This window comes from Mesorhizobium sp. USDA 4775, from assembly GCF_054062655.1.
Genome location: NZ_JBSSFM010000001.1, coordinates 6,365,642 through 6,386,460, shown reverse-complemented (window position 1 = coordinate 6,386,460; position 20,819 = coordinate 6,365,642). Strand labels below are relative to the sequence as shown.

At 63.2% G+C, this 20,819-nt stretch carries 13 protein-coding genes; 6 read left to right on the top strand and 7 right to left on the bottom strand.

Annotated elements, in window-relative coordinates; translation table 11 throughout:
- Both ACVILI_RS31345 and mgrA read left to right on the top strand, forming a co-directional pair.
- Complete coding sequence (locus ACVILI_RS31345) at positions 1-1,140, top strand: Gfo/Idh/MocA family protein (protein WP_038649749.1); 1,140 nt, start codon at positions 1-3, stop codon at positions 1,138-1,140.
- A 132-nt stretch (positions 1,141-1,272) separates the two neighbouring features.
- A complete protein-coding gene (gene mgrA, locus ACVILI_RS31340) occupies positions 1,273-2,319 on the top strand; it encodes an L-glyceraldehyde 3-phosphate reductase (RefSeq protein ID WP_019861247.1) in 1,047 nt (348 codons plus the stop codon).
- Positions 2,320-2,408: 89 nt separating this feature from the next.
- Here mgrA and ACVILI_RS31335 read toward each other — a convergent pair whose 3' ends face one another.
- Positions 2,409-3,506 (bottom strand): S1 family serine peptidase, encoded by a 1,098-nt coding sequence (locus ACVILI_RS31335; protein WP_038649743.1) that lies wholly within the window; start codon positions 3,504-3,506, stop codon positions 2,409-2,411.
- Between the two features lie 401 nt (positions 3,507-3,907).
- Here ACVILI_RS31335 and ACVILI_RS31330 point away from each other — a divergent pair, with 401 nt between their 5' ends.
- Positions 3,908-5,002, top strand: a complete 1,095-nt coding sequence (locus ACVILI_RS31330; protein ID WP_038649740.1) for a trypsin-like serine peptidase — start codon at positions 3,908-3,910, stop codon at positions 5,000-5,002.
- A 151-nt stretch (positions 5,003-5,153) separates the two neighbouring features.
- Positions 5,154-6,977, top strand: coding sequence for an MORN repeat-containing protein (locus tag ACVILI_RS31325; protein ID WP_038649737.1), 1,824 nt, complete (start codon positions 5,154-5,156; stop codon positions 6,975-6,977).
- Positions 6,978-7,174: 197 nt separating this feature from the next.
- On the opposite strand, the gene amrB is transcribed toward ACVILI_RS31325, so the two are convergent.
- The 5 genes from amrB to ACVILI_RS31300 all read right to left on the bottom strand — a co-directional run bounded on the left by amrB (position 7,175) and on the right by ACVILI_RS31300 (position 15,297).
- Entirely contained in the window at positions 7,175-8,860 is a 1,686-nt protein-coding gene (gene amrB / locus ACVILI_RS31320; protein WP_038649735.1) for an AmmeMemoRadiSam system protein B, read from the bottom strand.
- Positions 8,857-11,889 carry a caspase family protein gene (locus tag ACVILI_RS31315; protein ID WP_240564525.1) on the bottom strand — a complete coding sequence of 1,011 codons (3,033 nt, stop codon included), beginning with the start codon at positions 11,887-11,889 and terminating at the stop codon, positions 8,857-8,859. The genes amrB and ACVILI_RS31315 overlap by 4 nt, the downstream gene beginning before the upstream one ends.
- A gap of 2 nt (positions 11,890-11,891) precedes the next feature.
- Positions 11,892-12,599, bottom strand: coding sequence for a DUF4760 domain-containing protein (locus ACVILI_RS31310; RefSeq protein WP_038649730.1), 708 nt, complete (start codon positions 12,597-12,599; stop codon positions 11,892-11,894).
- Positions 12,596-12,976, bottom strand: a complete 381-nt coding sequence (locus tag ACVILI_RS31305; RefSeq protein WP_019861241.1) for a hypothetical protein — start codon at positions 12,974-12,976, stop codon at positions 12,596-12,598. The genes ACVILI_RS31310 and ACVILI_RS31305 overlap by 4 nt, the downstream gene beginning before the upstream one ends.
- Positions 12,977-13,095: 119 nt before the next feature.
- Entirely contained in the window at positions 13,096-15,297 is a 2,202-nt protein-coding gene (locus ACVILI_RS31300) for a caspase family protein (RefSeq protein WP_457102729.1), read from the bottom strand.
- Positions 15,298-15,542: 245 nt separating this feature from the next.
- On the opposite strand from ACVILI_RS31300, the gene ACVILI_RS31295 reads away from it, so the two are divergent.
- On the top strand, positions 15,543-15,947 hold the full coding sequence (locus tag ACVILI_RS31295; protein WP_027047405.1) for a Fur family transcriptional regulator: 405 nt from the start codon (positions 15,543-15,545) through the stop codon (positions 15,945-15,947).
- A 33-nt stretch (positions 15,948-15,980) separates the two neighbouring features.
- Here ACVILI_RS31295 and polA read toward each other — a convergent pair whose 3' ends face one another.
- Positions 15,981-18,944, bottom strand: coding sequence for a DNA polymerase I (gene polA / locus ACVILI_RS31290; protein ID WP_240564527.1), 2,964 nt, complete (start codon positions 18,942-18,944; stop codon positions 15,981-15,983).
- Positions 18,945-19,389: 445 nt separating this feature from the next.
- Here polA and ACVILI_RS31285 point away from each other — a divergent pair, with 445 nt between their 5' ends.
- Entirely contained in the window at positions 19,390-20,775 is a 1,386-nt protein-coding gene (locus ACVILI_RS31285; protein ID WP_038649724.1) for a M20/M25/M40 family metallo-hydrolase, read from the top strand.
- The last annotated feature ends 44 nt before the right edge of the window (positions 20,776-20,819 follow it).

The window sequence follows — 20,819 nt, the reverse complement described above, 5'->3', positions numbered from 1 at the left end:
ATGGCAAAGAAACTGGGTATTGGCGTCATCGGCTGCGGCAACATCTCGAAGGCGTATTTCTCGCTGGCACCGCTGTTTCGCGGCATCGAGATGCGCGCCTGCGCCGACATCAACATGGACGCGGCCAGGGCGCGGGCGAAGGAGTTCAAGCTGCGCGCCGAGACCGTCGAGGACCTGCTCAAGGCCGATGACATCGACATCATCGTCAACCTGACGATACCGGCGGTGCATTACGAGGTGTCCAAACGCGTGCTCGATGCCGGCAAGCACGTCTATTCGGAAAAGCCGTTCGTGCTCTCGCTCGAAGAGGGCCAGGACCTCAAGGCCCGGGCTGAAAGGAAGGGGTTGCGCATCGGCTCGGCGCCCGACACGTTCCTCGGCGGCGCGCACCAACTGGTGCGTGAACTGATCGACGAGGGGAAGCTCGGCAAGATCACCAGCGGCACCTGCCATGTCATGGGTCACGGCATGGAGCACTGGCACCCGAATCCGGATTTCTTTTTCCAGCCGGGCGCCGGACCGGTGCTCGACATCGGGCCGTATTACATCACCAATCTGATCCAGCTGATCGGGCCGGTGAAACAGGTGGCCGCCTTTGCGACGACCCCGGCCAAGGAGCGGACGATTTCGTCGAAACCGCGTGCGGGCGAAAAAATCCCGGTCAACACGCCAACCACCATCCATGGCCTGCTGGAGTTCGAGAACGGCGCCGTGGTGACGTTGAACACCAGCTGGGATGTCTGGGCTCACGGCCATGCGCCGATGGAACTCTATGGCGAAGCGGGCACGGTGTTCGTGCCGGATCCGAATTTCTTCGGCGGCGACGTGCGCTTCACCGAAGAGGGCAAGCCGGTCAAGAAGCTGCCGAAATGGAAGCACCCGCTTGGCGTGCCCAATGAAATGCACGGCCAGGGCATGATGGCCAACTACCGCACGGCAGGTCTCGCCGACATGGCGTTGGCGATAGTCGAGGGGCGGCCGCATCGTTGCTCGATGGAATTGGCGCTGCATGCCGTCGATGTCATGACCGGCATCCTGCGCTCCGGCGAAACCGGCAAGTTCGTCGTCATGCAGACCACTTGCGAGCGGCCGGCGGCACTTGGCGTCAAGGCGGCCAAGGAACTGCTGGCGAAGAAGTAGGCGCAAAGATTATCGATAATGTTGACTTGCCCCTCTCCCCGTTCGGCCGGGGAGAGGGTAAAAGGGCGCCGGGCCGGCTCACCGCTTTGCGATGAAGCTGCCCGGTCTGTTCACATTCGAGGATCTTTCCCAATGCCCTATGTCGCCGCCGAAAATCGCTACGAAAAAATGATCTACAATCGCTGTGGGCGCTCCGGCCTCAAGCTGCCGGCGATCTCGCTCGGCCTGTGGCACAATTTCGGTAACGACACGCCGCACAAGACCAAGCAGGCGATCGTGCGCAAGGCGTTCGACCTCGGCATCACCCATTTCGACCTCGCCAACAATTACGGGCCGCCGCCCGGCTCGGCCGAAACCGCTTTCGGCGAAATCCTGCGCACCGATTTTTCCGCCTATCGCGACGAGCTGATCATCTCGACCAAGGCCGGCTATGAAATGTGGGCCGGCCCTTACGGTGAATGGGGCGGGCGCAAATACATGCTGGCCAGCCTCGATCAGAGCCTGAAGCGGATGGGGCTCGATTATGTCGACATCTTCTACTCACACCGCTTCGACCCGGACACGCCGCTGGAAGAAACCATGGGCGCGCTCGACCATGCGGTGCGCTCGGGCAAGGCGCTCTATGCCGGCATTTCGTCCTACAACTCGCAGCGCACCCGCGAGGCCGCCGACATATTGCGGCAGCTCGGCACGCCCTGCATCATCCACCAGCCGAGCTATTCGATGCTGAACCGCTGGGTCGAGGAAGACGGCCTGCTCGACACGCTGGAAGGGCTCGGCGTCGGCTCGATCGTGTTCTCGCCGCTGGCCCAGGGCATGCTGACCGACAAATATCTTGGCGGCATCCCCGAAGGCAGCCGCGCCTCGCAGGGCAAGTCGCTGAAGTCGGCCTTCATCAACGACCGCACCATCGCCAACATCAAGGCGCTCAACGCCATCGCCGGCAAGCGCGGCCAGACGCTGGCGCAGATGGCGCTGGCCTGGGTGCTGCGCAAGGGCAAGGTGACATCGGCGCTGATCGGCGCCAGCCGGCCGGAGCAGGTCGAGGACTGCGTCGGCGCCCTGAAGGTGCTCGACTTCAGCGATGCCGAATTGGCCGAGATCGATAGCTACGCGCGCGAATCCGACATCAATCTGTGGGCGGCCTCAGCCGAGCGCAAAGGCCCGCCGAGGAAATAAAGCTGTAGGACAAGCCGGCAAATGACAACGGCGGGAACCCTTCCCGCCGTTTTCATGGCAAGCAAAATGTCGAACAAGATGGCTGGGCCTCAGGGCGTCTTCGGCTTCTGGGCCGTGCCCAGCCCGGCTTTCGGCTTTTCCGGCGCAGGAGCAGGGCCCTTCATCTTCGCCTCGATCCAGCCGCCGTAGTTGGCCAGCCGCGTGTAGATGCCATAGGCGTCCTTGTGGCCGCAGGCCGCGCTGCCGTCGGCGGGGCCTTCGCCCCAGCTGACGACGCCGACCTGAACCGGGCCGTCGGCGCCGGTCATGAACAGCGGGCCGCCGCTGTCGCCATTGCAGGCATCGCGCACACCGCTGGTGGTGCCGGCGCAGATCATGTTGCCGGTCAGCGGATCGGTCATGTCGGCGGCAATCGCATTGGCGGCGGCATCGATGCCCTTTTCCGAATAGCGCATGCGGTGGGACAGATCGCCGAGCGCGGCCTTCAGGTCGTGCGCATAGATGGCCTTGATGCCAGTGTTGCAGGCGCTGTTCGGCTGTAGATCAAGGTCGGCGACCATCAGCGTGGTCGGGAACGTTCCGTCCTGCATCTTGCCCCAGCCGGTGACGGTGGTCTTGCCGGTGTCAGGGGTCGCCTGGCGGGTAAGCTTGATGGTCGGCGCATCGGCCGGCTCGGCAAGCCGGAGCAGGCCGAGGTCGTTGTCGAGCGTCTGCTCGCTGTAGCCTTCGTTGACGATGACCTCCACCACCTTGTGGCGCTTGCCTTCGCCGAGGTCGGTGGCGCCGGTCAGCACGGTGACCGAATCCGGTGAGATCGGCTTGCCCTTGTCGTTGAGGCAGTGTGCCGCGGTCAGCACCCATTGCGGGGCGATCAGGCTGCCGCCGCAGAATTGTGCATTGGCCTGCGAGGCCGGGTTCTCGTCCAGCCTGGCGGTGGTGAGCAGCGCGACCTGGAACGGATAGGCGCCCTTTTCGGCCTGGTTGCCGCCATAGACCCGGTCGGCGCCGTCAGGGTTATCAGCGGCTGCCTTGGCCCTGGCCTCGGTCACCCGCTGCATCGGCGAGACCGCCGCTTCGGGCCTTGCGGCGCTTTCATCCGCCCGGCCGGGGTTGATCGATACAAAGGCGGCGGCAATGCCAAGCAGCGATGCGGCAACGATTGGTCCGAACCGATTTGTGATGTGCACCTGAACCTCCTCAGACAATTTTCCCGCGCGGATCGACGCCGGGCATTGTGCAAGGAGGTGTCGCCGGTCCGGCGATCCTCACGCGTGCCGTATCGAAAACGGCGCGCGATCGGTCACAAAACCGAATCCCACTTTTGCTAACCGTGCCCGCGAGCAGAACCCGCACAAAATCCTATAGCCCCCCACGGGCTACGTGGAAGCGATTTGTCATTGCCAATCTTGGATTATTTTAGGCAGTATACCGTTGCAGAGTTTTTTTGGCGGGGGCCTTGAAAATGACAGCCTAGAACAACGCTCGCGGGGAATGCCGGCGAGCAGACTCATTTTTCGGCGTCACCACGATCTCGACAATATTTCTCTATTTTGATCCAGTCCTTGCTGACTTTTGGGAGAGTCTCACCATGACAAAACTGACAAACGCACTTATTGCGTCCGCTTTGCTTTCCACCGCAATGTGGACGGTCCCGGTTTTCGCCGCCGACCCTGGGTCCGCCAGTGCCGGCAATGGCGAAAGCATGCGGGACGTTACTTCAGGCGACTTCAAGGCCGGCCGGGCAAAGCCGATCACGACACCAAAGCTTACTGATGAAGACAGCCGTGCCGCGCCGCTCACCGACGAGAAGGCGGCAGTCAAATCCTATGGCATCGTCGGGCGTTCCGCCGATGGCAAGGAGATCAAGATCGAGCCGAGCGAAGCACTGCGCGAGCTCATCATCAAGGAACTGAATGCGCCGGCCAATGGCGCGGATGGGGCTGAGCGCAAGACCGAGGACCCTGGGCTCGGCGAAGGCGAAGCCGGGCGTCAGGTTTTCGGTCCCGACGATCGTGAGCAGGTCAGGAACACCAAGACCTATCCGTTCTCGGCCATCGGCTATCTCGAAGCCAAATCTCCGAAGACGGGCAGCTATGGCAGCTGCTCGGCAACGCTGATCGGCCCGCGCACGGTGCTCACCGCGGCACATTGCCTCTACAGCCATGAGGACAAGGACTGGCTCTCGGAATATCTCTTCGTGCCAGGCCTCAACGGCAGCACTGCCGACGACGCACCGTTCGGCGCCTTCGCCTATGAAAGCGCCTATGTGCTGCAGGGCTTCATCGACAACTACCAGGGTTACTACGGCTCGGTGATCCCGTGGGATCTCGGCATCATCACGCTGAAGCAGGATGTCGGCACCAACCTCGGCTGGCTGGGCTACGCAAATTATGACGATCTCGGCGACTTCACCGCCAACCTTGTCGGCTATCCCGGCGACAAGCCGATGGGCACGATGTGGAAGGCGAGCTGCGAAGTGCATGCCGAGAACATCGCGCCGGAATATTTCCAGTATGATTGCGATACGTTCCCGGGGTCGAGCGGCAGCTCGGTCTATGCCTATGACACCAAGTCTAAGCAGCGCATCATCACCGGCGTCAACGTGGCGGAAAGCCCCGAGGCGAACACCGCCGTGCGCCTGAACGCCGCTAACGTCCAGTGGATCAACAGCCTGTACAAATAGTCGCTGCGCGTTCGCGGTGAAGACAAAGGCGGCGGGTCGATCCTGCCGCCTTTTTCGTGCCGATTCTTCCCTCATGGCTTCCCTTGCACGAGGCCGGCGCCCCGACTACGCTTGGCTTGCCAAGGGGCGAGGCGTCCAGGGGGCTTGAGGGATGGGACGGACAAAGGCAGTGTTCGGGGTCGCGGCCGCATCGATGCTGGGCGCGATGATGCTTTCACCGGCTTTCGCCGATCCCGCCCCTGTCGGCGCCTGGGCGGAGCGCGTGCAGATCCTCTATCAGGCCGACACACGCTCGGTGCTGCGCAGGACCGTGCGTGTCTGGGATTTCCATCCCGAGAAGAACCTCGACTTCGTCTGGGAGCCGGCCGCGGGCCGCTCGCCTGATAAGACGATCGCCGAGGACGGCACCGTCAACGGTAAGGGCAGGCTGGTGTGGCGGGTGCGCGGCTCGGCGAGCTATGACCCGAAGACCGTCTACTCCAGCTATTTCGGCGATGTCAGGAACGGCCGGCCCGACGGGCAAGGCCGGCTCGAATTGCGCTCAGGCGAGGTTTTCGACGGGCATTGGCTTGGCGGAGAACTCAACGGCGAAGGTATCCATGTCGATGCCGAAGGCAACCGCTATGAGGGGCAGTTCGTAGACGGCATTCCGAATGGCGAGGGCCGGTTGCTGTCGAAGACAGGCGAGATCTTTGCCGGCTCTTTTGTCGGCGGGTTGAAGAACGGCAAAGGCACCACGCGGCTCCCCGGCGGCACGGTCTATGAATCGCAGTGGGTGATGGGCAAGGAGGTCGGCGGCACGCGTCCAGACGTCCTGGCCGATGCCAAGGTCGGAGGCCTCCTCAAGGCGCAGGCCAGCGGCGGCGATGCAGGCAAAGTCGAGATCGGCGTCATCGTCGACCAGCGCATGACCCAGCAGGCCGACATGAAATACCAGCACCTGGTGCGCGACGAGGACATCGCGATCTATCCGGAAGACACCCTCTACAACGACGCCTGGAACGGCACCGGAACGGTCAATACCACCAATGTCTATGAAGGTGCGACCTGGGAGGACACGCCGGCCTTTGCCGAGGTCGACCTGACGACGACGGACGAGTCCAGGGTCAAGCTCGACAGCCTGGAAATGAAGGTCGCTGCCAGCGACGCCTACCGCAAACCGATGTTGTCGATCTCGGAGCATTTCGGCTGCATCGGCTTCCGGCCCGATTTCTCCATCGTCAACAATGGCTGGGGCGACGCCAAGGACATGAAGATGTCGGTCCAGTTCACCACGGTGGACGAAGAAGGCAATCCGACCGGGCAGCCAAGCCGCATGTTCACCAAAGACATCGGCGGTTTCAGCGATGGCGTCGACGTGTCGATCAAGAGCGTGCTCGACGAGGCCGGCGTCGACACGGCAAGCCTTGAGACCGGGCGTTTCCCCTGTCCCTCGGTCGACAGCCTCAATGTCTGCCGCAGCCAGCTCACCAACAAGATCAAGTTCGGTGAGGTCGGCGACTATCTTGGCAATTTCAACCAGGCGATGACGCTGAACGCGATCGGCAAGTTGGACTATTCCTGGGCGGACGATCAGGGCAATGTCTACCAGCAGAGCGAGCCCTTCCGCGCCCAGATGACCATGGCGGTCTTCGAGACTCCCGAATCGATGGCCGAATGCGGCGATGGCGGTGGCGGCAGCCCGGAAGCGATGCGCTACCAGAACATCGAATTCCCGATCGGCAAGCACGACTACACGATCGCCATGCCGGTGCGCGGCAACAAGACTGTCAGCGCCTATACGGCGCGGCTGAAGATGTGGTCGGCGATGTCGTCGATCCACAGTTTCAGCATCGCCGCGCATTTCGCCGACGGCAGCGTGCGCGAGAGCAAGCCGGTGACCTTCTTCTATTTCCGGCCGAAGCAATCGCTGTTCGAGACCAGGACCGAACCGGCGGCGTGCTATCTACCCCGCCAGATGATGGGCTGCGGCTAAGGTATGTCGATATTCAGGTGAGGCCGGTCTGCAAACGGCTGATACCTGCGCTTCCCCGTTATACTGCGTCGCAGTAGAACTGTGCTCACGTACGAAAAGTACGCTCCGCTCCGGTTCTCGGTGTCAGCCGTTTTCGACTCGGCCTGACCTGAATCTCAACACATCTTCAGGTTCTTCACGTCGAAAACGGCAGTCGCCTATCTGCGACCCATCTCGAAATAGTTGGGCAGTGGGATGAGCCTGGCAAAGATCGTGCCTTGGGAAAAGACACGCAATTCCAGCATCGAACCTGAGGAGCGTTGCGCACTCTGGTCGAACAGGAAATTGCCGAGCGAATAGACCTCTGCCACATCGCCGCCGGCAACCGGGACGATCGCCTCACTCGAGACATGCGGATGGCCGCCGACAATGGCCGAGACGCCGCGCAGCCGCATCCCATCGGCAAGCATCTCTTCGCGCGCCGACGGTTCGGTCTTGTACTCGCGGCCCCAATGGACGAAGGCGACGACCGGGCGCTGCGCATTTTCGTGCAGCAGCCGGTCGAGCAAGGCGGAGGTGAGCAGGTCGGTGTTCTTCGAACCGTTGGTGTCGATGTCGGTCAGGCCGACAAGGTCGACATCGGCCAGCGCCAGCGTCTCGCCCTGGCCGAAATGCGGGATGCCGGCTTCGTCCAGCGCGCGCAGCGTCTCGGCATAGCCGGACGGGCCGAGATCATAGGCGTGATTGTTGGCGAGACTGACGCCGGCGACATGCAACCGCTTCAGCATGCTGACGGCGAGGTCTTCCGGCATGGCCAGCGTCATGTCGTCAATCGCTTCCGGCACGTTGGGCAGGATGACGCCTTCGAGATTGACGATCAGCGGCCGCGCTCCGGTCAGCGAAAGGATGCTGTCGACGATCTTGTCGGCAACGCCGTCGCGGACCAGGATCTTCTTCATGGCACGACCGAAATTCACGTCACCAGCGAGATAATAAATCCTGTCCTTTGGCCGCGCCGGGTTGTTGAAGCCGGGACCGAAAGCGCCGAACAGCGCCACGACATAGCTGGTGGTGCGCTCGACATAGTCGGACGTGTGTTCCTGCGAGTTCTCGTTGGCGACCACCAGCGGCTGGGCGCCGAACAATTCGCGCTGCAGCCGGGTCTGGATGTAGAGCGCGCCGACGGAATCGGCATGATCGGGCTGACGCAGGGCCGCTATGCCGTCGAGCGATCCGGCGGCCAGCATGTTCAGCGTCTGCTGGTCGAAACGCCTGGAATCATGCTGGGGCAGATAGTGCGAGAAGTCGGTGGATTCGACGATCAGCGTGTCCTGGTCGACGAGCGGTTTCAGCGCCTCGGCCAGCCGGTCCCAGTCGCCGCGCTTCGCCTTCACCGACATCGCCACCGGCACGATCTTCGCCTCGGGGAAGTAGTGATGCAGGAAGGGCAGCATGGCGCGTACGCCATGTTCCTTGTCGAACAGGCAGGATTCCTCGACCATGTCGCCGTGGGCTTCCAGAAGGCGCACGGCATCGGTGTCGGCGGCCACCGGACCAAGCACGGTGTCGAAGCCGCGCGCCGTGGTGGCGTAGAGCTTGTGCGTCTTGTGGAAATGGTCCGGCGACAGGATGACGATGCGCTTGTAGCGAAAGCCGGACGCTGCATGAAAACCCAGTGCCACGAGGTCGGCGGCCAGCAGGTGATGCGGCACGGTGATGCCGGTCAGCCGCTGGTTGGAGGGCCGGACAGTAGCGACGCTGGCGATGGCGTCCTTGAACAGCGTGGCGTCGTCGTAGAACGTCGGGAAGTTTTCGGTTCCGGGCGGGCAGGCGATCGGGGTGGCCTGTGCCGTGCCGCCGAGAACCAGGGCGAACATGATGACCGTCAGCAGGCGGGCTATCACGGCTCGGCCAACACGATGTTCTCCACGCCGCCGACATAGTAGAACGGCTTCTGCTTCGACGCCGTCAGCCGCACCACTTCGTGCGAAATGAAATCGGCGAGCCCGAACAGCGTGACGCCGCCATCCGAGGTCTTCGCCTTGCCGCGCAGGCCTTCGAGTATCGAATAGGTGAAGACGCCGTGCCCGAGCTCCGGCAATTCGGCGGCGGTGTTGTTGGCCGCGGTCGCCGAAAACACGACGATGCGCGCGTCCTGCGCGTCCTTTTCCAGGCGCGGATTGAAGGCGTTGGCGGCATGGCAGGTGTCGAGCAGCATGAAGCGCATGCCCTTGGCCCGCTCGACCGATTTCTGGACGTCACCCCAGTCGACAAGCGAAGAGCGCTTCCAGCGGTCGGCATCCTGTTTGCGGCCATCGGTCGGGATGAAATAGTAATCCTCGTCGATGTTGATGCCATGGCCGGCGACGAAAACAATGGTGGTGTCGTGTTCGCCAGGCCTGTCGAGGAAATCGGCAAGCTGGTCGTCGATCGTGTGCGAGTCCGGCTCCATGATGTTGTCGGCGCTGGCGACAGTGTAGGTCTGTTGCGCCTTGTCGGGGCTTTCGTCGAGCGCCTCGCGGTTGACCAGAACCAGCGTCTCCATCGACGAGAACAAAGGTGCCGATTTCTGCGCAACCACCTTGAGGAACTCGGTGGCGTCGTCGACGGGGTAGCGCAAATCGCAGGCATGGCCGGAACAGGCGTCGGTCAGGAACGGATATTTGTCGACGCCGATCACCGCGACATAGAGCTTGCCCTTGGCCTCGGCCTTTTCAGTCTTCCTTGCCAGCGCCGTCACGCTGCGCTCGGTCAGATAGCCATATTCGTTGATGCCGGTGATGCGGATAGTGTTTTGACCATCCTCGACCGGCACCTCGACTGTTGTCTTGTTGCCGTCGACCGAGCGCGTCGCGATGTCGCCGACATTGCGGCTGTTCGACAGGATCGAGAAGCCGGCGGCATCGGCTCCGGCTTCCTTGGTGCCTGTGATTTCGACGGCGACATAACCGTCGCGGACCTTGCTCTGGTCGTCGGCGAGGCGAATGCCGAATTCCGGCGGCTTGCGCTGCAAGAGCTTCTGCAACTCGTTGTCGACGCCCGGCCGCATCTCCTGGACTGCCTGTTTGGCGCTGCGCAGGATGATGGCGCGGCGCACCATTTCCGGGCTCCAGAGGTATTTCTTCAACTGGCCGGCGCGGATGAGGCGGCCTTCATGGTCACGGTCCTGGTTGACGTGCCAGCCGATCAGCTTGTCTCCCTCGTCGGAGGAATAATAGTAGCCTTGCGGCATCCAGGCGATCCATTGTGAGCCGGCAAAGAACATCGACACGATCAGCTCGTGCGTCTTCAGGTTCCACAGCCTCACGGTCTGGTCGGCGCTGCCGGTGACCAGAAGGCCGGCTTTCTCCGAGGCGACCATGGCGTTGATTTCGCCGGTGTGGCCGGTGAATTCGCCGGAGACCCTGGCGGTCGCGGCCTTGTATTCCAGCAGCGTGCCGTCATTGCCGCCGGTGATCAGGCCAAGCCCGTTGTCGATCAGCGTGAAGGCGGAATGGGCAAAGCCGTTGGTGGCGTCGTTCTCGATCGAGCGCACCACCTTGCCGCCATTGGCGATCTCCAGCACCGCGTTCTCCAGCGCGTCCTTGCCGCCCACCGTGGCGTGCAGGGACCACTCGCCATCGCTCAGCGCGGCGCGGGCAAACGACGCCGGCTCGGTCAGCGGCTGCGGGTCATCGAAGAACCGCTCGGTTGTGGGCAACTCCAGCCTCTTGTCCAATGCGCCCAATTGTTCCGGGCAAGCCACGCGCTCGGGGCAGGGGTTGGCGTTGCCCCAGGCGATGATGCCGTTTGCCGGATCGATGCCGATAGCGGTCACCGGTTCGCCCACTCCTTGGAGCAAGGCCTTGCGTTCGCCGGTCGCCGGGTCCCAGACTTGGATGGCGTTGCGGGTGCCGCCGGCCGTCGCCACCAGCGAGCCGCCGGCATTGGCGGCGCTGGCATAGACCGTGCCGTCATGGCCGCTGTAGTCGAGCAGCTTCTCGCCGCTGTCGGTGTTCCAGACGACGGAGCGGTGCTTGTCGGCGCAGCGATAGCCGCAGGAGGCGACCAGCCGCGATCCCTTGGCGAAGGTCAGCGAGCCGATGAGGAAATCCTGCTTGGGCATGGCGCGCACCAGCGTCCCGTCGGCCGCGCGCCAGAGCTGGACCTGGCCGTCCTTGCTGCCGGTGGCAAACATGCTGCCGTCCTGCGAGATCGCCAGCGCCAGCACACTGACGTCCCGCAAAGGCTCTGTGCCAGCGGGCAAGGCGATCTCGTCGCCCTTGGCGACATCCCACAACCGGATGCCATTGTCGGTCGTGGTCGCCGCCAGCCGGGTTCCCGCGGCGGCGAAAGCCAGCTTGTCGATGTGCCAGGAATCGGCGTCGAGCTTCTTGTCCAGCGTCCAGCCCGTCGCTGATTTGTCGTCGAGCCGCCAGAGATAGACTATGCCGTCGCCGCCGCCGGCAGCCAGTATCTTGCCATCTGGAGAGAAGGCGAGGTCGTAGGTCGCGTAGTCGGCGGCCTGGAGAACGGCCTTCATCTTGCCGGTGGCGAAGTCGAACAGCCTGATGTCGCCATAGGGCGGCTTGTCGCCGAGACCGGCGCCGAAATAGCCGCCGGCGGCGATCGTCTTGCCGTCCGGCGAGACCGTGACCGCGAAGATCTTGCCGTCGCTGCCATTGCCGAGATAGCCGCGAATGGTGCGTAGCGTCACGCCGCTCTGCCAGTCCCAGATGCGGATGGTCTTGTCATCGGATGCCGAGACAACGTCCTCGCCATCGGGGGTGAAGGCGAGGTCGGCAATCCGTGCGGTATGGCCTCCGGTGTCGAGGTCGAGATGGAAATCCGGGGCGTCCTCGGCGCGGGCGGCAGAGGACGTGATCAAGGCTCCAGCCATGGCCAGCCAGCGGCAGGCACGCATGAGGCGCAAGGTGATTCCGGGTTTCCCCATCGCTATTTGGCTTCGCCCGCTGGTTGCCCGTTGCCAACATAGGCCTCGATCGCCGTGGCAAAAGTCGGCGAACCCGCCTTGCGCTGCTTGTCGACATAGCCGGCAAAATAGCTCCAGAAGGAGACGGCGTAGTCGCGGAAATAGGCATCGGTCACCTTGCGTGAGCACAGGTCGCCGTCGACGCAGAAGGACAGCCGGTTGAGGAAATAGACAATGCGGTCGAAATTCTCGCTGAAGTCGGCGAGCGGCATGTCGCCGCCGGAGGCGCTCATCGCCTCGATGCCGATGCGCTGGCGGAACACCTGTTCCTCGGTCGGCGAAGGATTGGCGCTGAGCAGATTGTCGTATTTGGCGTTGAGGGCGGCAAGGCGATCCTTCAACGCCCGTTGTGCCTGCTGATAGTCCTTGGTTTCCCAGAGCTCGACCAGGGACATGGTCTGCTCGACGCGCTTCTGCTCCTGGTTCGCCAGGAATTGATAGACCGAGAATGCCAGGGTGAAGATGATGGCGAAACGCACCAGCATGCCCGACCAGGCATAGACCAGCATGCGCCAGTCGCGATCGGTGAAGGGATTGCTCTCCTTCTTGATCTCATGGCTGCTCGGCCAAGGAAAACCTTCGGTGGTTTCCGGCAGCGTCTCCTTCGCCGCCAGCGCCTTTGCGGGCGCGGCCACCGGCGTCTGCTTTGTCGTGCCCCCCGGCTTCTTCATTTGCAGCTGTCCAGTTCGATGGTGGCGGAGGGATCAAGCACCACGCCCGGCGCTTCAAGCTGCTTTTTCAGACATGCCAGCTGCGGGCGCGAAACAATGAACTGCATGTCCGGCTCCGCCGGCGCCTTGTTCGGCGACGGCAAGGCCTCGACCACGCCGCGCGAGGCGCAGCTCGAGAGGTCGACCACCACCGCGTCACTGCTGGTCTTGGCGAACTGGTCGTACTGATCGAGGAAGCACGTCGCCAGTTCCGAATTGATGACCACCTGCTTGGCGCAAAGGCCGCATGTGTCCTGCGCAGACGCGTTGACGATCAGCAACAGGCCGCCGGCAAGTCCGGCAACCGTCGTGCGCCAGGAGAAAAAAGACTTCTTCACAATCGATCCTATCTGCTTCGTCAGTCGCTGAACCCTTGGCCGCGGCTGGGGATGTTCTCATATCGCGCCGATCGCGCAAGAGCCCGATATACCAGGCCGTGCGGCCTTGGAGCCGGAGTTCAGGCGCGCGGCACCGTCTCCATCGGGAAGATCATCACCGCCCCCTTCGGGCCGCTCTTGTCGGCAAGCCGCATCACCGAGCGGGTCGGCGGCGCCATGCCGATATCGGCGAGCATGTCGGAGAAGCTGGCGGGGCCGAGGCCGCGCGTCATCGCCGCGACGCCGTCCTGCGCCAGGAAGCTCAAATCCTCCTTCTCGCTTTCCGGCGGCGCCTCGGTCAGCACCGCGATCATCCGTTCCATGCCGAAGCTGGTGTCGGTGAAGGCGAGCAGCCCTTCCTCCAGCGTGGCCTGCGGTGCCAGGCGTTCGGCGACGATGTGGGTGATCGAATAGTCGCTGCCGACATAGAGCACGTTGATGTCGACCAGCTGGTCCGAGCTGTTCTTGGCCAGCACATGCACCTCGTCGCCCGGCGAGACACGCGGCACCGCGGAAGCCTGCAGGGGCTCGAGACCATCCTTGTCGCGGCGCTTGACCTGGAACTGGACGTCGACATCCTCGGGCTTGTAGTCGGAGGCGGCCGCCAGACGCGACAGCCCGGTGGCGCGGAAGATGGTGCGCAAATTCCTGGTCGTGGCGTCGACCAGCTTCTGGCGGTCATCTAGATGGATAATGATCAGCGGCGGCTTGCTGCCGTCCTTCAGCGTCACGTCACCCGACGCCGGCAGGAACCACAGCGCCGGCTTGTCTGACGCGTCCTTGCCGGCGCCGGCAATGGCATTCTCGCGCATCACGGCAAAGCGCAGCTCGGCGCTCTTGCCCGGGTCGACCAGTTCGATGTTGAAGCCGGTTTCCTTGGCCGTGGCCAGTTCGTCGAGAACCGAATTGACGAGCTCGGCTTCTTTCTCCAGCCCCTTCGTCGCGGCCGGCCGAGCGACCGTGAGCCTGTAGTCGACGGCGATCTCCGCCACCCGCGCATAGGCGTTGGCAGGAATATCGGCGAGTTTGAGTGCCGGCTTTTTCTCGAACTCGACCGGCTTGACGCGGCTTTCCAGGTTCTTGGCCGACTGCACCTCGACGTAGCCGACCGCGTCGGACAGCGACGACAGTGCCGAGGGCAGGATGGCGAGCTTGCTGCCAGGCGTGAGGCGATGCAGCAGGCCAGCGCCGATCGTCGCCTCGCCGTCCTTGACGACGATGGGCCACTGCATGACGGCGTCGGTCTTGTCGGTGCCGAAGACGCGGGCGTCGAGTTCGCCCTCGAACAGCGGCGTTGGCCGGGTGCGGCTGTCGGCTGAATATTGCTGCAGCACGGCCTGGCCGAGCTGGCGATAGGTAACGTTGGGGTTTTCGGCGAGCTTCGACAGGATGGTGAAGGTGAACAGGCCGAAGCGCGGCGCATCCGCCGTGCCCTTGGGCAGCGGCATCTCCGGCGTCGTCTCCACCGTCTGGGCCGCATAGAAGGCGACCAGCTTGCCCTTGGTGATGGGTTCGCCGCCGGTCGGCGTCAGGTTGAAGGCATGCTTGCGCGCGCCATTCTCGTCGAGGCCGCGCGAGGCGCTTGCGACCGTGTCCTCATAGGCCTTGACGGTCGCCGCCCTTGCAGCCTCGTCGCCGCCCACCAGGTCGGCGAATTCGACCTTGCGCTCCAGTTCGTCGTCGACTTCGACGGCGCGCGTCGCGGTGCCGGAATGGCAGCAGTCGAAGACCGCCCAGACAAAGGCGCCTTTGTTGCGGATCGCGTCGAGCGCGTCGCCGATCTCATTGTCGACCAGCGCGTTCGGCACGCCGGCATCGCGATTGATCCATTTCTCGATGTCGACGGGCAGGAAGATCTCGTCTAGCCCGTCGGTCTCGTCGCCCTTGACCCTTTCGGGCTGCTGGGCGCCGTGGCCGGACAGATGCAGATAGACGAAATCGTCGCGCTGAACCTTGGTGGCAAGGTCGGCGAGTGCCGCCTTGATCGCCGCATGGGTCGGCAAGCCTTTGGCACCGGGCACGTCCTTGGCGAGCAGCGTGACGTTTTCGGGCGCGAAGCGTACCGGGTCGGGTACGTTCTTCAGCAGGTATTCGTGCACCAGGCCGGCATCGTTCTTCGGCCCGATCAGCCAGTTCCTTTGCGGCAGGGCAGGATATTCGGTGCAGGCGACCAGCAGCGCGTGATAGGTGCGCGATGCCGCCAGCGCCCGGAACGAGAGCGTACCGGCCGCCACGAGCGCGGACGTGCCGACAAGCAGCGTCCGGCGTGTCAATTTGATCATATTGCTTCCCCAAGCCCGATCGAATTTCCCAAGCGAAACCACCCTCGTCGAGGATTTTGTCAGTATTTTGAACGTCGCTGCGCCATCAAACCTGCCGTCGTCAAATGCGCCGGCACGTTATCGATCGGTCCAGGACAACAACAGAAGAGTAGCAAAGACGACGGTTCGTCGCTATCTGAATGGGATGAGGCGGTTTGCGCGGGCAAACAGCCTGGAGATGGCGCAGGACAAGTTGGAACCGGACCATGGCGGCAAGGGATGTGCTGACGAAGAACCAGTTGTGCGTGCTCGAGAAGCTCGAGACCGCCAGCGGACCGCTCAGCGCCTACACCTTGCTCGACCAGTTGCGCGAACGCGGTTTTCGCGCGCCGCTGCAGGTGTATCGCGCGCTCGACACGCTGGTGAAGTCCGGCTTCGTGCACCGGCTGGAAAGCATCAACTCCTTCGTTGCCTGCGCCGAGCCGCATGATCACAGCCATTCGATGACCGCCTTCGCCATCTGCGACACATGTGGGCAGGTGACCGAGATGTCGGACCATGATGTCGACCACCGGCTGAACGAATGGGTCCATTCGACCGGCTTCGCCGCCAAGAAGGCGGTCATAGAATTTCGCGGGACGTGCGCGAAGTGCCGGGCTGTGGCCGCTTAGGTCTTCTCTTCGTAGGATGACGAAGCGTTGGCGCTAATGCGCCTCATCCCAGTTGTTCGCGGCTCGCGCGTCGACATGGAGCGGCACCGACATTGAGACCGCCGGCATCGCCGCGTTTTCCATGACGTGGCGCACGACTGGGATCGTCGCTTCGACTTCGGCCTCGACCGTCTCGAAGATCAACTCGTCGTGCACCTGCAGCAGCATGCGGGCCGACAGTTTCGCCTTGTCCAGCGCTTCCTCCATGCGCACCATGGCGCGGCGGATGATGTCGGCGGCGGTGCCTTGCAGGCGGGCGTTGATCGAGGCGCGCTCGTTGAACGCGCGCAGCGACGGGTTCGAGGAGCGGATATCCGGGTAGTGGATGCGGCGGCCGAAGATGGTTTCGACAAAGCCATTCTCGCGGGCATAGGCCTTGGTCTCTTCGATGTAGTCGCGGATGCCGGGGAAGCGCTCGAAGTATTTCTTGATGTAGTTGCTCGCTTCCTCGCGCGGAATCGACAGCTGGTTGGCAAGGCCGAAGGCGGAAATGCCATAGATGATGCCGAAATTGATCGCCTTGGCGCGACGGCGGACTTCCGAAGGCATGCCCTGCACGGGGACATTGAACATTTCCGACGCAGTGATGGCGTGGATGTCGGCGCCGTCGGCGAAAGCCTGCCGCAGTTGCGGAATCTCGGCGACATGGGCGAGCACGCGCAGTTCGATCTGGCTGTAGTCGGCCGAGACCAGCCGGTTGCCCTTGTCGGCGATGAAGGCGGTCCTGATCTTGCGGCCTTCGGCGGTGCGCACCGGAATGTTCTGCAGGTTCGGGTCGGAGGACGACAGCCGGCCTGTCGTCGTCGCGGCCAGCGCGTAGGAGGTGTGCACGCGCCTGGTGTCGGGATGGATGAAGCCGGGCAGCGCATCGGTGTAGGTCGATTTCAGCTTGGTCAACTGGCGCCAGTCGACGATCTTGCGCGGCAGTTCGTGGCCTTCGGCGGCGAGGTCTTCCAAAAGCTGTGCCGAGGTCGACCATTGGCCGGTCTTGGTCTTGGAGCCGCCGGGCAGGCCCATACGGCCGAACAGGATATCGCCGAGTTGCTTGGGCGAGCCGATGTTGATGCGCTCGCCGATGAGCTGGTAGATCTCCTCTTCCAGCCGGGCGGCACCCTGCGCGAGTTCGCCCGAAAGCCTGGACAGGATCTGCCGGTCGACCGAAATGCCGCGCTGTTCCATGCGCGCCAGAACCGGCACCAGCGGCCGTTCCAGCCGCTCATAGACCGAGACCAGGCCCTTGGCGGCAAGCCGTGGCTTCAGCACCAGCCACAGACGCAACGTGATATCGGCGTCTTCGGCGGCGTGCGCCGTCGCCTTGTCGATGTCGACCTGGTCGAAACCGACCGAGCTCTTGCCGGAGCCGGTTACGTCCTTGAGCTGGAGCGGGGTATGGCCAAGCCATTTCTCGGCAAGCTGGTCGATGCCGTGACCGTGCGGGGTACCGGCATCGAGCACGTAGGAGATCAGCATGGTGTCGTCGAAGGGCGCGACATCGATGCCGTAACGGCTCATGATGACGAGATCGTATTTCAGGTTCTGCGCGATCTTGAGGACGGATTTGTCCTCGAGCAGCGGTTTCAGCACCGCCAGCGCCTCGCGGAGAGGTATCTGGTTTTCGAGCGCGCCGCCGCCGAGCAGGTCGCCATTGCCGCTCTTGTGGGCAAAGGGAATATAGCCGGCGCGGCCGGGCGCCGTGGCTATCGCCATGCCGATCAGTTCGGCCTGCATCGGATCGCCGGATGTCGCCCTGACGTCGAAGGCGGTGACGCCAGCCTCCCGCGCCTCGGCGACCCAGACTTTCAAGGTCGCGATATCGCGAATGCAGAGATAGGCCGCCGTGTCGATCTTGCCGGTCGCCGCGCGCTCCAGCCGCATGGCCGAGAGCAGGGAAGGGGTATCGCCTTGCTTGGCGGCGTCCACCGTCGGTGTAGTGGTCGCATCACCGTTGGCCTGGCCTGCCTCGGCACCGCTGCGGGCCACAACCGGCGCTCCGGCGCCGACATCGGGGCCGTGGGCATGGTCGGCGCGCTCGACGATCACCGCGACGGCCTGGACGTCGCTGGCCTCGGTGCTTGTGGCTTCCGCCACGCGGCGGGTCAGCGAGGTGAATTCCATGGTCTTCAAGAAGCCGATCAGCTTCGGCCCGTCCGGGGCATGCAGGACGAAGTCGTCCAGCCCCTCGGCCACCGGCACGTCGTTCTTCAGCGTCACCAGCTGGCGCGAGATCAGCGCCTTGTCGGTGTTGGCGATGATCGATTCGCGCCTCTTGTCCTGCTTGATCTCGCCGGCGCGGGCGAGCAGCCCGTCAAGGTCGCCAAACTGTTCCAGCAGTTGCGCCGCCGTCTTCGGGCCGATGCCGGGCACGCCGGGTACATTGTCGACGGAATCGCCGGTCAGCGCCTGCAGATCGACCATCTTCTCCGGCGGCACGCCCCATTTCTCGATGACCTCGGGAATGCCGATCTGGCGGTCCTTCATCGGGTCGTACATGCCGACCGTATCGCCGACCAGCTGCATCAGATCCTTGTCGGAGGAGATGATGGTGGTGTCGCCGCCGGCTTCGCGGGCCAGCCGGCAATAGGTGGCGATGAGATCGTCGGCCTCGAAGCCTTCCATCTCGATGCAAGGCAGGTTGAAGGCCTTGGTCGCCTGTCGGATCAGGCCGAATTGCGGGATCAGGTCTTCAGGCGGCGCCGAACGGTTGGCCTTGTATTCGGGGTAGAGGTCGTTGCGGAAAGTTTTCGAGGAATAGTCGAAGATGACCGCGAAATGCGTCGGCACAATGCCTACATCGGTGTTGCGGGCATCCTGCATCAGCTTCCACAGCATGTTGCAGAAACCGGAAACAGCACCGACAGGCAGGCCGTCGGATTTGCGCGTCAGCGGCGGCAGTGCGTGATAGGCCCGGAAGATGTAGCCCGAGCCGTCGATGAGGAAGAGATGATCGCCTTTTTTCATGCCGGCAGGGATAGCGCGGCGCGGTGGCTTGGTCCATGCCAAACACATCGCCAGATATCGGTTCCGTCAACACCCTGACAGATCGGGGGCGTGCAAGCCCGATCACGGGCACGTTACAAAAGTGTAACGTTGGTGCCCTTGAATCGCCACGTTCAGAGACCCAAATACATGTCATCGGCAGTTTTCGCCGAAGTCCGGAGCAAGGCCCGTCCCCCGCCTATCCCGGACAACTGCGGCAGCCTATCCCCCCTCTCCGGGCTGCCGCATCGTTTCGAGTATGAGGCCGCCGTGGTTCCCCCTCCACCACGGCGGTCTTTTTTTGGCCCGCGGCAGCGGACTTTTTTGGCCTGCGGCGGCCGACTGGCGCAGTGGTCCAACACTCCCGGGCTTTTCGTTTCGCCGCTCTGCCTTTACGGTTCCGGCACTGAATCGAAAGGCTTCACAGATGTCCGCAGTTTCCCCCGTCCTCGACCGCCTCGACAAGAATCTCGACCAGAGCCTGGAGCGCCTGTTCGGCCTGCTCAGGATCAAGTCGATCTCCACCGATCCGGCCTATGCCGCCGACTGCCGCAAGGCGGCGGAATGGCTGGTGGCGGAGCTGAAGCTGATCGGCTTCGATGCCAGCGTGCGCGACACGCCGGGCCACCCGATGGTGGTTGCGCATCATGAGGGGCCGGCAGGCGCCCCACATGTGCTGTTCTATGGCCATTATGACGTGCAGCCGGTCGACCCGATCGAATTGTGGGAAAACGATCCGTTCGCACCAGCGGTGAAGGAGGTTGGGCCTGACCACAGGGTGATCACCGGGCGTGGCTCTGCCGACGACAAGGGCCAGCTGATGACCTTCGTCGAGGCTTGCCGCGCCTGGAAGCAGGTGCATGGCAATTTGCCATGCCGCGTCACCATCCTGTTCGAAGGCGAGGAGGAGTCCGGCTCGCCTTCGCTGAAGCCGTTCCTCGAGGCCAATGCCGACGAGCTCAGTACCGATTTCGCGCTTGTCTGCGATACCGGCATGTGGGACCGCGAGACGCCGTCCATCTGCGTTTCGCTGCGCGGGATGGTTGGCGAAGAGGTGACGGTCAAGGCGGCTGACCGCGACCTGCATTCGGGGCTTTATGGAGGTGCCGCCGCCAATCCGATCCGTATTCTGGCCAAGGTGCTGGCTGACATCCACGACAAGGATGGCCACATCACCATTCCCGGCTTTTATGACGGTGTCGAGGAAACACCAACACAGGTGCTGAAGTCTTGGGAAAGTCTCGGCGAGACGGCCGAGACTTTTCTCGGCCCTGTCGGCTTGTCGATCCCTTCGGGCGAAAAAGGCCGCTCGGTGCTGGAACTGACCTGGGCACGGCCGACCGCCGAGTTCAACGGCATCATCGGCGGCTACACTGGAAAAGGCTTCAAGACGGTGATCGCGGCGGAAGCCTCGGCCAAGGTGTCGTTCCGCCTCGTTCACAAGCAGGATCCAAAGAAAATCCGCGCTGCCTTCCAGAAATTCGTCAAGGAGCGCATTCCGGCCGACTGTTCCGTCGAATTTCACCCGCATGGCGGCTCGCCGGCAATCCAGCTTTCCTATGACTCGCCGTTCCTGGCCAAGGCCAAGGACGCGCTGTCGGACGAATGGGAGAAACAGGCGGTCACGACCGGCAGTGGCGGATCAATCCCGGTTGTCGGCGATTTCCAGACCTATCTCGGTATCGAGTCCCTGCTGGTCGGCTTCGGCCTCGACGACGACCGCATCCACTCTCCCAACGAGAAATACGAGCTGTCGTCCTTCCACAAGGGCCAGCGCTCCTGGGCGCGCATTCTCGATGCGCTGACGCGCTGAGCGGAGGAAAGTCGTTTTCCTGTTGATTTTTCACCGGATCGCGG